At 71.8% G+C, this 13537-nt stretch carries 10 protein-coding genes; 5 read left to right on the forward strand and 5 right to left on the reverse strand.

The genetic code is table 11. From position 1 onward, the window contains the following. Position 1: 1 nt before the first annotated feature. The 4 genes from OG734_RS42420 to OG734_RS42435 all read right to left on the reverse strand — a co-directional run bounded on the left by OG734_RS42420 (position 2) and on the right by OG734_RS42435 (position 5206). Positions 2 to 1120, reverse strand: coding sequence for an acyl-CoA dehydrogenase family protein (locus OG734_RS42420; RefSeq protein WP_330292695.1), 1119 nt, complete (start codon positions 1118 to 1120; stop codon positions 2 to 4). After that, positions 1117 to 3717 carry a putative PEP-binding protein gene (locus OG734_RS42425; RefSeq protein ID WP_330292696.1) on the reverse strand — a complete coding sequence of 867 codons (2601 nt, stop codon included), beginning with the start codon at positions 3715 to 3717 and terminating at the stop codon, positions 1117 to 1119. Before OG734_RS42425 ends, OG734_RS42420 begins: the two co-directional genes overlap by 4 nt. Further along, positions 3714 to 4346, reverse strand: a complete 633-nt coding sequence (locus tag OG734_RS42430) for a hypothetical protein (RefSeq protein ID WP_330292697.1) — start codon at positions 4344 to 4346, stop codon at positions 3714 to 3716. The genes OG734_RS42425 and OG734_RS42430 overlap by 4 nt, the downstream gene beginning before the upstream one ends. Before the next feature lie 71 nt (positions 4347 to 4417). Further along, complete coding sequence (locus OG734_RS42435) at positions 4418 to 5206, reverse strand: enoyl-CoA hydratase/isomerase family protein (protein ID WP_330292698.1); 789 nt, start codon at positions 5204 to 5206, stop codon at positions 4418 to 4420. A gap of 153 nt (positions 5207 to 5359) precedes the next feature. Here OG734_RS42435 and OG734_RS42440 point away from each other — a divergent pair, with 153 nt between their 5' ends. Together OG734_RS42440 and OG734_RS42445 are read left to right on the forward strand one after the other, a co-directional pair. Then, a complete protein-coding gene (locus OG734_RS42440) occupies positions 5360 to 6577 on the forward strand; it encodes an acyl-CoA dehydrogenase family protein (RefSeq protein WP_330292699.1) in 1218 nt (405 codons plus the stop codon). A gap of 281 nt (positions 6578 to 6858) precedes the next feature. Continuing rightward, positions 6859 to 8187: an MFS transporter gene (locus OG734_RS42445; protein ID WP_330292700.1), complete on the forward strand. Its 1329-nt coding sequence runs from the start codon at positions 6859 to 6861 to the stop codon at positions 8185 to 8187. 25 nt (positions 8188 to 8212) lie between these two features. Here the strand turns inward: OG734_RS42445 and OG734_RS42450 are convergent, their stop codons facing one another. After that, complete coding sequence (locus OG734_RS42450; protein WP_330293992.1) at positions 8213 to 10159, reverse strand: glycoside hydrolase family 5 protein; 1947 nt, start codon at positions 10157 to 10159, stop codon at positions 8213 to 8215. A gap of 402 nt (positions 10160 to 10561) precedes the next feature. Between OG734_RS42450 and OG734_RS42455 the strand changes: the two genes are divergently transcribed. The 3 genes from OG734_RS42455 to OG734_RS42465 all read left to right on the forward strand — a co-directional run bounded on the left by OG734_RS42455 (position 10562) and on the right by OG734_RS42465 (position 13281). After that, complete coding sequence (locus OG734_RS42455) at positions 10562 to 10798, forward strand: hypothetical protein (RefSeq protein WP_330292701.1); 237 nt, start codon at positions 10562 to 10564, stop codon at positions 10796 to 10798. Between the two features lie 92 nt (positions 10799 to 10890). Then, a complete protein-coding gene (locus OG734_RS42460; protein WP_330292702.1) occupies positions 10891 to 11568 on the forward strand; it encodes a flavodoxin in 678 nt (225 codons plus the stop codon). 72 nt (positions 11569 to 11640) lie between these two features. Next, positions 11641 to 13281, forward strand: a complete 1641-nt coding sequence (locus tag OG734_RS42465) for a serine hydrolase (RefSeq protein ID WP_330292703.1) — start codon at positions 11641 to 11643, stop codon at positions 13279 to 13281. Positions 13282 to 13537 lie beyond the last annotated feature (256 nt).

The raw sequence follows: 13537 nt of genomic DNA on the forward strand, positions 1-13537 counted from the left end.
GTCACCAGCCCAACAGACCGGCCAGCCGTTCCCGATGGTGTGCGGCGCCGCCCAGCAGCACCGCGTCGGACTGGGCGCGCCGGAAGTAGAGATGTGCGTCGTGTTCCCAGGTGAAGCCCATCCCACCGTGGAGTTGCACGCACTCGGCGGCGACGGAGACGAAAGCCTCCCCGCACCACGCCTGTGCCACCGCCGCCGCCTCGGCCAGTGCCTGTGGCGAGCCGTCCGTCCGGACCGCGCGCACGACGGCCGACCGTGCGGCCTCGACCTGGAGCAGCATGTCGGCGCAGGCGTGCTTGACGGCCTGGAAGCCGCCGATCGCCCGGCCGAACTGGGTACGGTCGCGCACATGGGCCACCGTCATGTCCAACGCGGCCTGTGCGCCGCCGAGTTGCTCGGCGGCCAGTGCCACCAGGGCCACATCCAGGGCGCGGGAGACGATGTCCGTCCCCTCGCCGCCGGCGGTCAGTGCCCGGACCCGGGCACCGGAGAAGGTGACCACTGCCTGGCCCCGGCTGAGGTCCAGGGTCGGCACCCGGCGCACCGTGACCCCCGGCTCGCGCGGGTCGGCCAGGAAGAGGTCGACACCGTCGGTCCCGGCCGCGGCCACCACCAGCGCCTGGGCGTCGGCGCCGTCGAGGACGAACGGCGCGGTGCCGTCCAGCAGCGGTACGCCGCCCTGCCAGGAGACGGCCACCGGCACGGCGTCGGACCGCCACGTCCCGTCGGGCGAGGTGACCGCCAGAGCGTGCACGGCGCCCTCGGCCAGCCTGGCCAGCGCCTGGTCGGCCGTACCGCAGGCGGCCAGCACCTGCCCGGCCAGCACGGTGGAGGACAGCAGCGGTACCGGTGCCAGCGTTTTGCCCAACTCCTCGCAGACCACGGCGATCTCGGCGAGACCACCGATGCCTCCCGCCGCCTCGGGCAGGCCCAGGGCCGCGAGACCGACCTGCCGGCCGAGGGCGTCCCACAGGCCGGCGTCGATACCGGGCGCCTCCTCGGACAGTCGGCGTACCGCGGCGGTGCCGCCGGCGTCCGCGCACACCGACCGAACGGTCTCGCGCAGGTCCTCCAGCTCGGTGTCCGACAGAGCTGTGCCGTCGGTGACGGTGCTTGTCATCGTGCGCTCCCGCTGTCGTCGTACCGCTCCCGCAGGGCACTGTGCGCGGCCGCCATCCGGGCCACCGGCACGCGGTGCGCGGAACAGGAGACGTAGTCGAGGCCGAGTCCGTCGCAGAACGCGATCGACTCGGGATCCCCGCCGTGCTCACCGCACACGCCCAGCTTGATGCCGGGCCGCACCTCCCGTGCCCGCTCGACCGCCAGGGCGATCAGCGCACCCACCCCGTGCGGATCGAGCCGCGCGAACGGGCTGGCGGTCAGGAATCCGCGCTCCTGGTAGTTGGCGAGCACCTGGCGCTCGACGTCGTCCCGGGAGAATCCGTAGGTGAGCTGAGTGAGGTCGTTGGTGCCGAAGGAGAAGAACTCTGCGTGCTCGGCGAGTTCGCCGGCCAGTAGCGCGGCCCGGGGGGTCTCGATCATCGTGCCGAGCCGGTACGGGACCTCCACCCCGGTACGGGCGGCGACCGCGTCGGCGGCACCACGTACGTACGCGGCCGCGGCGGCCAGTTCCTCCGGCAGGCTGACCAGCGGGATCATTACTTCCAGCTCCGGGCGGAATCCGGTGGCGGCGATCTCGGCCCACGCGGTGAACAGCGCCTCGGCCTGCGCCGGGTAGAGCCTCTCGTGCAGCAGCGCCAGCCGCACCCCGCGCAGCCCGAGCATCGGGTTCGCCTCGCGCAGTGCGGCGGCCCGGTGTTCCTCGGCCGCGTCCAGAGCCTGCCCGGGCGCGGGCAGGAACTCGTGCAGCGGGGCGTCCAGTAGCCGCACGGTCACCGGGCGGCTGCCCACGGCGGCCAGCAGCGCGCTGAAGTCCTCGTGCTGGGCGCGCTCCAGCGCCGACAGCGCCTCGTCGCGGGCGGCCGGGTCGGCGGCCAGGAGCACCCGGCGGATCAGCGGCAGTCGCTCGCCGAGGAACTGGTGCTCCGTACGGCACAGCCCGACACCCTCCGCGCCCAGGGCGAGGGCAGTGTCCACCTCGGCGGCCGTGTCGGCGTTGACGCGTACGCCCAGCCGGCGCGTGCCGTCCGCCCACTCCAGCAGGGTGGACAGCTCGGGCGGCGGTCCGGCGACACTGACGCTGAGCGTCCCCGCGTAGACGGCGCCGGTACGGCCGTCCAGCGAGACCGGGTCGCCCTCGCGGACCACCCGCTCCCCGAAGCGGACCGTCCCGGCGGCCACGTCCACGCGCAGTCCCTCGGCGCCGCACACCGCGGGCTTGCCGGCGCCGCGCGCCACCACAGCGGCGTGCGAGGCGATGCCACCGCTGCCGGTCAGTACGGCGACGGAGGCCAGCATCCCGGGGACATCCGCCGGGGTCGTCTCGGCGGCCACGAGCACCACTTGCGTACCGTCCGCGGCCAGTTCGAGGGCACGTTCACTGGACAGCACGACCGCTCCGGTCGCCGCCCCCGGCGATGCGGGCAGCCCCTTCACCAGGAGCTCCTCCCCGCCGGTCAACCGCAGTTGGGGGTGCAGGAGTTCCTGCACCTGCGCGGGCGTGATCCGCCGTACGGCCTCGTCGCGGCCGATCGCCCCGTCCCGGGCCAGGTCCGCGGCCAGACACACCGAGGCCCGCAGCGGCGGCCGGAGCTGCGCCGAGGCAGCGAGCAGGGAGATCTCGTCGTCGCGCACCTCGAAGTCGACCGACACGGGCGCCCGCAGATGGCGCTCCAGGGTGAGCAGGGAGTGCTCAAGGAGTGCGGTGCCGCCCGCGAGCCGGTCCAGCGGTTCACCACCGGTGTGCGGCGGCGGAGCGCTGCGGCGCACACCCCGGAAGAAGAAGCCCTGCGGGGACAGGCGCCCGGTCTCCGGATCGCGGCTCACGGCCGTGCCGTAGCCCGAGTGGTCCGCCGGGCCGATGCGCAGAGCCTGCACATGCAGGGCGACGGCCAGCTCGGCGGGCAGCCGCTGGGAGCGGCGGGACCTTCGCGCACGCGGCGAGTCCCATCGGGCGAGGAGGGCACGGGCGGCCAGCGCGAGCTGCTGCGCCGGGTCGTCGGGGAAGGGCCGGGAGCCGTGCTCCGCCACCAGCGACAGCAGCGCCGCCACCCGTTCCTGTGGCCCGGGCGTGTCCAGGAGGGCGTCGTCGAGCACTGCCCCGGGTACGTCGAGGGCGTACTCGGCGATCATGCGGACGGTGGTGGCCCATACGTCGTACAGGGCGTCCGCGCGCCCGATGACGGCGCACAGGTCGTCGGCACCGGCGGGGGTGACGCCGAGGCAGGCCAGGTCGGGCGGCAGTCCGGCGATCTCGGTGGGCGCGCTCGCCGACAGCCGCAGCAGCAGCGGCCGGGCCGGGTCGCCGATGTGCCGCCCCGAGAGTTGTTCGACCAGTTCCACGGCGGCTTCGGCGGTGTCGGTCCCGCACAGCGACGCGGCGGCGCCGGCGGGCACGGTGAGCCCCGGCACGACCGGCAGCCCGAGGGCCACCAGCCGGTCCATCGCCGCGCCGTGCGCGCCCAGCTCGTCGGCGTCCAGGCCCCGGATCCGTCCCTGCCCGTAGGGCACCAGGATCCGGCCGGGGGCCGCGGAGCCCGCCGCGGAGCCCGCCGCGGACTGCGCGAGAGGACCCGCCTCGCGGTCGGTGACGCTCAACCCCGGCTCCTCTTGACCAGTTCCTCTTCGCGGGCCTCGTCCTCGGCCCGGCTGATGCCCAGTACGAGCAGCAGCTCCTGGTGCAGCCGCATCCACACGGTGTGGTACGAGTCGCACAGCGGCGAGGCCAGCCAGGCCGGCGCGCCGTCGTCGAAGCGGTCGAGGGCTTCCTCCAGGGACGTCAGGTACTTTCCGCTGCCCGCGAGCACCTGGTCCAGTCGGCGCAGCACGGGCTGGATGGCCTCGTGCACGTCTTCCAGCGACTCGCGCACCCCGGCGTCGTAGACGTCGTCGGAGTGGTCGTTGACGGTGCCGTCGGGGCGGCACTGCCATGCCGTGCACACATCGCGGATCTTCCGGTTGACCGGCAGGAACGCCTCGTACGCCGCGGTGATCCGCTCCTCCTGTTCGGAACCGGCGGGAACCCGCAGGAGCTGCGCGGCGGCGGCCTTGGCACGCTCGGTCGGCAGCACCACGGGGCCCTTCACCATCGCCAGCCCGGCGTCGACCAGCGGACGGTGCTCGGACTCCGGCCGGCCGCGCCACATACCCCGCAGGACGAGGTCCACGACGGCTTCGGTGAGGGGCTCGTCGGACGCGTCCGGAAGGTCCACGGCAGCAGATTGCATCGCCACACCTTTTGCTCGGTTCTGTGTTGCCCGGAGGTTACGCCCCGACAGGCAGGTTAGTGAAGAGGGACTCAAGAAACACTTTTCGGGGCGAGGAATGACGCCATGCGGTTCTGGGCCTCCCGGCCGTCCGCCAGGGCGGCGATCGACCGCGCCTCCTCGGCGAGGTGCCGGCGCAGATCGTCACCGGCGCCGAGGTGTAGCAGGCCCTTCGCGGCGCGCAGGGCGTCAGTGGCGCCGGCGGCCAGACCGGCCGCCGTCCGGTGCGCCGTTTCGTCCAGTTCCCCGTCGTCCACGCACCGCGAGACCAAGCCCCACTGTTCGGCATCGTCGCCGGTCAGGACCCGATTGGTCAGGATCAGGTCCGCCGCCCGACGGGGGCCCACCAGTCGCGGCAGGAACCATGAGGCCCCGCAGTCCGGCGTGAGCCCGATCGCCGTGTACGCCAGCCGGAAGCGTGCGGAGGGCGCCGCCAGAACGACGTCCCCCACGAGCGCCAGCCCGATCCCGCCGCCCGCGGCCGCGCCGCGCACGGCGGTCACCAACGGCACCGGCAGTTCGTACAGGGCCTGTATCGCGACGTGCGCGGCGCTCGCCACGGCGTGCACATAGGCGCCGGTCTCCGCGCCACGGCCGGTGAATGAGCGCAGGTCACCGCCCACACAGAAGTTGCCGCCCGTCGACCGCAGCAGGACCGCGCCGCCCGGGTCCGCGGCCACCTCGGAGGCTCTGTCCCGCAATGCCTCGGCCGTGCTCAGATCCAGGGCGTTGCCCCGCCCGGGGGCGTCCAGCCTCAGCTCGACGACCCCGTCGTGGTGGCGGACGACCCGGACCGGTTCGGTGCTCACGGGAAGGCTCATGGGTGTTTCTCCTGCCGTCTTCCCGTCTCCGGGTGTTTCTCGTCTCCGCGCGCTTTTCGTTCCAGGCGCTTCCCGGCAAGATACTAAAGACGCTATACAGTTTCTAGAACGCGACGGGAGCCGATGCCCGTACGCCCGTCGGCGGGAGGCCCCGTGCCCATCCAGTTCGATGTCGATCCGACTGTCGCTCAACTCGCCGCGTCGACGGCCGAGTTCGTGCGCGAGGTGGTCATTCCGGCCGAGCGTGAGTGCGGCGGGTCTGTGCACGACGCCCCCGAGGACCTCCGCCAGACCCTGCAGAAAGCCGCCCGTGCGGCGGGCGTGTTCGCTCCGCACGTACCGACGCGGTGGGGCGGCCACGGGCTGGACCTGCGTGGGCAGGCGGTGGTGTTCGAAGCGGCGGGCTACTCGCTGCTCGGACCGCTGGCGCTGAACTGTGCGGCCCCGGACGAGGGCAACATGCATCTGCTGGAGAAGGTGGCCACCGAAGAACAGAAGGAGAAGTATCTGCGTCCGCTCGCCGCGGGCGACGCACGCTCCTGCTTCGCCATGACCGAACCGGCCCCGGGAGCCGGCGCCGATCCCCGCTCCCTGCGGACCACCGCGACCCGGGTTCCCGGCGGCTGGCGTATCGACGGCCACAAGTGGTTCATCACCGGCGCCGACGGAGCCGGCTTCGCCATCGTCATGGCCCGCACCTCCGGCAGCCCAGGCGACCCGGGCGGCGCCACCATGTTCCTGGTCGACGCCGGCACTCCCGGCATGCGCATCGTCCGGAACATCGAGACCCTCGACGAGTCGCTCTTCGCCGGGCACAGCGAGATCGTCTTCGAGGAGTGCGTGGTGGGGGAGGAGCAGGTGCTCGGCGCCGTGGACCACGGCTTCGAGGGCGCCCAGGTCAGGCTCGGTCCCGCCCGGATGACCCACTGCATGCGCTGGCTGGGAGCAGCCCGCCGGGCCCAGCACGTCGCGCTGGAGCGGGCGGGGAGCCGGATGGCGTTCGGCTCGGCGCTTGGTGACCTCGGCATGGTCCAGCAGATGCTGGCCGACTCCGAGATCGACATCGAGGCGAGCCGCGCCCTGATCCTGCGTACCGCCTGGGAGTTGGACACCGGCTCCGCCGCCGCCTCGCAGCTCACGTCCGTGTCCAAGACCTTCGTGGCCGAGGCGGTGAACCGGGTGGTCGACCGGGCGGTGCAGATCTGCGGAGCCCTCGGTATCTCGACCGCCGACGCCCCGCTGGCCCGCCTGTACCGGGAGGTACGGCCCTTCCGGATCTACGACGGCCCGTCGGAGACACACCGTTTCGCCATCGCGCGCCGCGCTGTGCGGCCCTACCGGCAGCCGCGCACCGGTGTCGCCGACGGCTGATGACGGTGGCGACGCGGGAGGCGTTCCGGGCGGGACGACTTCGAAGGACGCGACGTTTTTCGGCCTCCCGGCCCGCGGTCGTCCCGTGCAGCGCCATACTCGAACCGGTGGGGCTCCTGAAGGGCCTCGGACATCGCAGGCTCACCCAACCGGTCGGCCGCGGCAGCACCGGAGGCCGTACGCCGGCAACCGACCGACAGGACGCAGACGTTGAGGGCAGATCGCGGGTGCCAGGGCAGAGCCGTACACCCTCGACCGCCAACCCCGTAACCGCCGACCGCATGACCGAAGACCCTGGCATGTTCGCGCGTTCGCTCCGGTCCAACCGGGACTTCTCCGTCTTCTGGGCGGTCCAGGCACTGTCCGAGGTCGGCAACGCCTTCTCACTGGTGGCGCTTCCCCTGCTGGTGCTGCACACCACCGGGTCGGCGGCGCAGATGGGATTGCTCACGGCGGTCGCGGGCGCCGCCTCGCTCCTCACCGGTCTGGTGGGCGGCTCCTGGGCCGACCGCTTCGACCGGCGGCGTCTGCTGATGCTGTGCGATGCCGCCCGGCTGGTGCTGTACGGCGCGATCCCGGTCTGCTGGGCCCTGAACCCGCAGATCTGGCTGCTGTACGTGGTCATGGCGCTGGCCTCGGTCTTCGAGACGTTGTTCCGGATCACCTATGTCACCGCCGTGCCGAACCTCGTCGACAGGGAGCAGATCGTCGCGGCGAACGGCCGGCTGGAGGCGACCAACGCGATCGCGTACATCGCCGGCCCGGCCCTGGCCGGTGTGGTGGCCGGGTTCTTCGGGCCTACGGCCGCCGTCGCCATCAACGCGGGCAGCTTCGGGATCTCTCTCGTGGGCCTGGCGTTCATCAGGCTCAGGCCCGCCACGCGGTCGTCGGCCGACGACGCCGAGAGCAGGGCGGTCCGGGCACAGGACCGGCGCTCCGGTTTCCGGGTCGGCGCCGCCTTCTTGTGGCGTACGCCGGTGTTGCGGGCGCTCACCGTGCTGCTGACCGTCACCACCTTCCTCAGCCTGGGCATGACCGACGTGTTCATCTACCACCTGCGGCACGGTCTGGGGCAGGACGAACGCACGGTGGGCTATGTCCTCGCGCTGGGCGGGCTCGGCACCTGCGTGGCCGCCGCCGCGACCGCCAGGCTGCGCCGCTCCTGGGGGTTCGGCCGCTGCTGGCTCGGTGCGATGAGTCTGTGCTCGGTGTCGGTACTGGCGCTGGGCGGCACCGGGCAGGTGCCCGTGGCGGCCGTGACGATCTGCCTGTACTCCTTCGGCATGGCACTGGGGGGCATCTGCTCGATGTCCCTGCGGCAACAGGTCACACCGGACCATCTGCTCGGCCGGGTCACCTCCGCGTTCTGGACGATCCACGGCAGCCTCGCGCCCCTCGGCGCGGCTCTGCTCACCGCCCTGGTCGGCAGGCTGGGGGCCCGCGGACCGCTGACCGCGGTGGCCGTCGTCTTCCTGGCCGTTGCCGTGGCCGCCGCCTTCACCCCCATCCGACAGCGCCACCCGGAACGGACCGCCGTACAGCGGGGGATGACACGGGACGACACCGAAGCCGGCGGACGACGACCGGCTGCCGGTGGGCGTGCCGGGTGAGCTCCACCTCGGTGGCCGCGGCCGGTCAGCTCAGTTTTCGGCAGTACAGCGCGTCCGGAGTCCGTGCCGAGCCCACCCGGCCCGTGTACGCGATCCCGGCCGCGTACTCGTCGTCCGCGCACTGGCCCTTGTAACGGCCGTTCGCGAAGTCGCCGCCCTTGGGTGCCGCGCCCCGGTTGTCGGCCCGGTCGAACCAGACCGTACGGGCGTCCGTGCCGAGCCTGCCCGCCGGAGCAGCCGCGCACAGGGCGGCCGAGACGGCGGAGCCGCGGACGCTGTAACCGGTGAGGAAGCGGCCGTCTGGGCACTGGAGTTTGGTGTATCCGGACGCCCAGTCGCCGCCCGGCCTGACGTGGCGCTCGTCGGTGACCACCTCGTGCCCGCCGGCCGGGTCCCGCAGAAGCCCGGCGGTCACGTCGGAGCACAGGCCCCGGTTGCCCGTGTGACTGAGGCCGAGAAGGCGCTGTCCGTCGGGGCATGCGGCCTTACGGGCACCGGGGTCCCAGTCGGGGAGCGCGCGCATGCGTCGCGAGGCCACGAAGTCGCCGTGGTCGGGGCTGAGCATCGACCACTCCGTCACCGGGGAGACCCGACCGGTCCGGCCGGGGGCCCCGATGAGCCGGGTCCAGGCGGCGGCCCGCCAGTCGTCGCCGTCGTAGAGGCCCATGCGACGGCCCGACGAGTCCCAGTGCAGCAGCGCCCAGCCGTTGCCTTCGCGGTTCTCGTGCCACCCGACGAGCGGCCAGTACGCGAAGTCGGCGTCGGTACGGATCAGTTGGCTGACGAAGTTCTCGAACCAGGCACGCTGCTTGACGCCCGTCTCGGCACGGCCGCCGACGCCGAACTCGCTGATCCAGACGGGGGCGGTGAAGTGCCGGTCCTGTTCGGCGGTGACGAAGAAGGCCTGACGGTTGAGTACGTCGATCAGTTCGGCGGGGCTGAAGTCGCGGTAGCGGGGGTCGGTGGTCTCACCCGTGCCGGTGGCGCCGCTGTGATTCGGGCCGGTGTAGTCGTAGAAGTGGGCGGAGTAGACGAGCTTGCCGGAGTCGACGAGGGTGTGCGAGAGACGGCGTACGGGCTCCAGCGTGGGGCGTTCGTGGGCGAGACCGTCGACGGGGATGCCGGTCCAGTTGATGCCCTCGACGATGATCAGGAGATCGGGATCGGCCTCCGTCAGGATGCGGTCACCCACGCGCTGGGAGGCGGCGAACCAGTCGTGGTCGTCGCCGAGGCCCCAGTTGGGGTCGTCCAGGACATTGCGGCGCACCTCGTTGTAGAGGTCGGCGCCGACGACGCGCTGGTTGTCCCGGTAGCGGCGGGCCATGAAGAGCCAGTCGTTCTCCCAGGTCCCGGCGGACTGGCTCGCGTTCCAGCGTTCGTTGCCGTCGACCCCGCAGCACCAGCGGGTGGTGTTGGTGTGGTTGTTCAGGATCACCGCGAGCCCGGCGGCGGTGAGTTCCCGCACCACGACGTCGTACACCTGCAGCGGGGTCCTGCCGCGCAGGGAGGGATTGGCGGCCACGGAATCATCCGTGACGGGACGACTGTCGTGGATCATCTCGTTGGAGAAGGGCAGCCGGATGCTGTTGATCCCGATCTCCTGGAAACCGGCGATGATCTCGGCCATGGGGGCCCGGTCCAGGCCGAGCGGCATCCTGCCGGAGTTCTCCCCGGCGTGGTGGTCGGCGTCCTCGTCCGGGCTTCCCGAGCCGTTCCAGGTGCCGCTGGCTCCGTGCCAGTTGCCGGACCGCAGCTTGAAGCGGTCGCCGTCCGCGTCGACGATCCACCGACCCCGCGTGCTGAGCGGCGGCGTCCAGTCCGCCGCGGTCGCGGCGATCCCGGGCCGGGCACCCGCCTCGGGGGCGGGCTCTCGTCCGACCGCTGCCTCGGCGACGGGCGCCAGGGCAACCACGAGGAGTACGGCGGCCAGTGCGGCCCTGGACCTGATGAAGATTCCGCGCACGGTCACCATCCTGAGGCGCACATTGTCATGGCACCGACATCATGGGGGATCGTGCGGCATTGGTCCAGGCCTGCGTGCAGGGCCCCCGTCCCACGGCGGTGCCGCGCGAGGCACGCCGGGCGGTATGACCATGGTGCGTGCGGTGCGCGGTGGCAGGCAGCTCCGAACCGGCACCGAGGTATCGGTGCGGGTTCGTTCGGAAGGCATCCTGGATCAGGACGCGTTGCCCGCCCCCGCCCCCGCGGCAGCCGCCAGACTCGGCTGGGTGGGCAAGGGGCCGCGAAGAGGTGGACTCCTCTGGGTGCAAGAGGATCTTCAACGAGCATCGAGCCTGATCATTGTTCTCGCACCACGGCAGGCCGCCCCATGGCGGGGATCTGCGTTCCAGGGTGTGACTGGGTCCCCGTAACCGTGACGCTTGTCCGAAGCCTGCTGACGAACACCGCGTTGGGCAAGACGTTCGAGCTGATCGCCACCGAGGGGGAGGAACCGTCCGACTGGGCGGAGCGCTTCGGCGCCCTGAAGACCGATGAATCCGGTTCCGTGGACGGCGTGTTGGACCCGTCCGACCTTCCCGTCGGAGCCGAGCCGCAGGCAGTGCGCGCGGATCTCGATGGGGTCCGTTCCCTCCGTGGAACCAGCGGATGACAGCGGACGGATTCGCCGCGCGACAGGACGAACCTGCCGCGCCGGGGCGACGCACGCTCCTCCGCGGCGTACTTCTGGGAGGAGCCACCGTCATGACCGGTGTCCAGATCACAAGCTGTTCCACGTCGCAGTCGAGCGGGGCGGCACCGGAGGCCGGTGAGCGTTCGGCGGCGGCGCCCTCGTCCGGGAATCGGGTCCTGCTGGCCTACTTCTCCAGGCCTGGGGAGAACTACTTCAACGGCGGACGTACCGACCTCAAGATCGGAAACGCGGAAGTCCTCGCCCGCTTGATCAGCGAGTACATCGAGTGCGACGTGCACCGTATCGAGGCCGTCGATGCCTACTCCGACGACTACGACGAGACGGTCGCCCGCAACGTCCGCGAACAGGAGGCCGATGCGCGGCCGGCCATCGCCAACTCCTTGTCCGCGATCGACCGTTACGGCGTGGTGCTGTTGGGCAGCCCCATCTGGAACGTCCGAGCACCCATGATCATGTCGACCTTCGCCGAGACATACGACTTCCGCGGCAAGACGGTCCATCCGGTCACGACGCACGCGATGAGCGGCCTTGGCACGACCGAGCGCGACTACGCGGCGGTCTGCCCGGGGCGGTCATCGGGGAAGGGCTCGCGGTGCGCGGCGAGGAAGTCCGGAAGGCCGATGCCGATGCCCAGGTCGGGTCGTGGCTGCGGCGCATCGGGGCTCTCCGGGACTGACGAGGTTCGCCAAGGGCGGCCTCTGTCGCAAGTGAGCGGCACTCTCACGTGATCGCGAGGCGCCGGGTCCCCCGAATGGCTCGCCGATGCGACAGGTGTCGGGGCAGGGCCTTCACTGGAGAACATGTCTCGCCTTGACCGGGCGCGCACCCGGCGCCTTCGCTCCGCTGCGGCACTGGGCCTGATCGCGGCCCTGGCCGGCGGCGGCTGCACCGGTCCCGACACCTCCTCCTCCGCCGCCGCCGTGCACAGGGCGGCCGCCCAGACGTCGCCGCTGCCCACCGTCCCGCCGGCCCAGCCCCCGCCGCGACTCACGCGCGCCAAGGTCGATGCCGCGGTGGACCGGCTCGACGGAGTCGTACGGGACGCCATGCGCAGGACCGGTGTGCCGGGGGTCGCTGTCGGCGTGGTTCATGACGACGAGGTGCTGTATCTGAAGGGCTTCGGCCAACGGAAGGCCGGCGCGGAGGGCCGGGTCGGCCCCGACACCGTCTTCCAGCTCGCCTCGGTCTCCAAGCCGATCGCATCGACCGTGGTCGCCGCGGCCGTGGGCGAGAAGACCGTCGCCTGGGACGACCCGGTCGTCAAGCACAGTCCCGGCTTCGCCCTCAAGGACCCCTGGGTCACCGGTCATGTCACGATCGCCGACCTGTTCTCACACCGCAGCGGGCTGCCCGACCACGCCGGGGACCTTTTGGAGGACCTCGGCTACGACCGCTCGTACATCCTGGAACGTCTGCGGTACGAACCGCTGGATCCGTTCCGTGCCAGCTACGCGTACACCAACTTCGGGCCGACCGAAGCCGCGGCCGCCGTCGCGCGGGCGTCGGGCACCAACTGGGAGAATCTGTCCGCCGACAAGCTGTACCGGCCGCTGGGCATGGACTCCACCAGCTCATCCTTCACCGACTACGAGAAGGCCAAGAACAAGGCCGTCACCCATGTGAAGCAGGGCAGCACCTGGCGCGCCGAGTTCGTACGGGACGCGGATGCCCAGAGCCCGGCGGGCGGGGCCAGCTCCACTGTCCGGGACATGGCGAAGTGGCTGCGGCTGCAGCTCGGCAACGGCAAGTTCGAGGGGCGCCAGGTCATCGACGGCGACGCGCTGGACGAGACCCACCTGCCGCACATCGTCTCCGAGCCGCCGCACGCGCCGGCGGGCAGGACCGGGTTCTACGGGCTCGGCTGGAACGTCAGTTACGACGACCAGGGCAGGCTGAAGCTCGGCCACTCCGGCGCCTTCGCGATGGGCGCGGCCACCAACGTCACGCTGCTGCCCTCGGAAAACCTCGGCATCGTCGTCCTCACCAACGGCGAGCCCATCGGCGTACCCGAAGCGATCGCCACTACTTTCCTCGACACCGCGCAGACGGGCGGGCCCACGGTCGACTGGCTGACGTTCATCGGCCCGATCATCCAACAGGCGGCGGAGGGCGACCACTCCGAGACCGACTACACCAAGCCTCCGCCACGGTCCGCACCGGCCGGAGCGGACGGCGCCTACACCGGAATGTACGCCAACGACTTCTACGGCCCGATGAGCGTGAGCGCGCGGGGCGACGACCTCGTCATGCAACTGGGGCCGAAGAAACAGCGGTTCACCCTGCGGCACTACGACGCCGACACCTTCAGCTACCGCACCACGGGCGAGAACGCCGTCGGCCTGTCCGGCGTGACGTTCACTGTCGGGTCCGACGGACACGCCGACAAGGTCCGGGTCGAGAACCTCGACACGACCGGCCTCGGCACCTTCACCCGGGAATGAGCCTCAGTGAACTCAGGCCGCGGGGCTGTGGGTTCGGCGAGGGCTTGGCCTCAGTACGTTCCGGCCCGCGAAGGCGTCCTCGACGTCGGCGCGGGCCAAGGCCGTAGCGGCTCAGCAACAGGCGTGCCCTGGTTGCCGGGGCGGTGGCAACCAGGGGGAGGGGCGGGTGGGTCAGGAGAGGGGGGACGTGAGTGCCGGTGACCGAGTCTCCGGACTTCTTGACGTGCCGTGGCCGGCAGCGACCAGTTGCCACCGC

This window comes from Streptomyces sp. NBC_00576, from assembly GCF_036345175.1.
Taxonomy (GTDB): domain Bacteria; phylum Actinomycetota; class Actinomycetes; order Streptomycetales; family Streptomycetaceae; genus Streptomyces.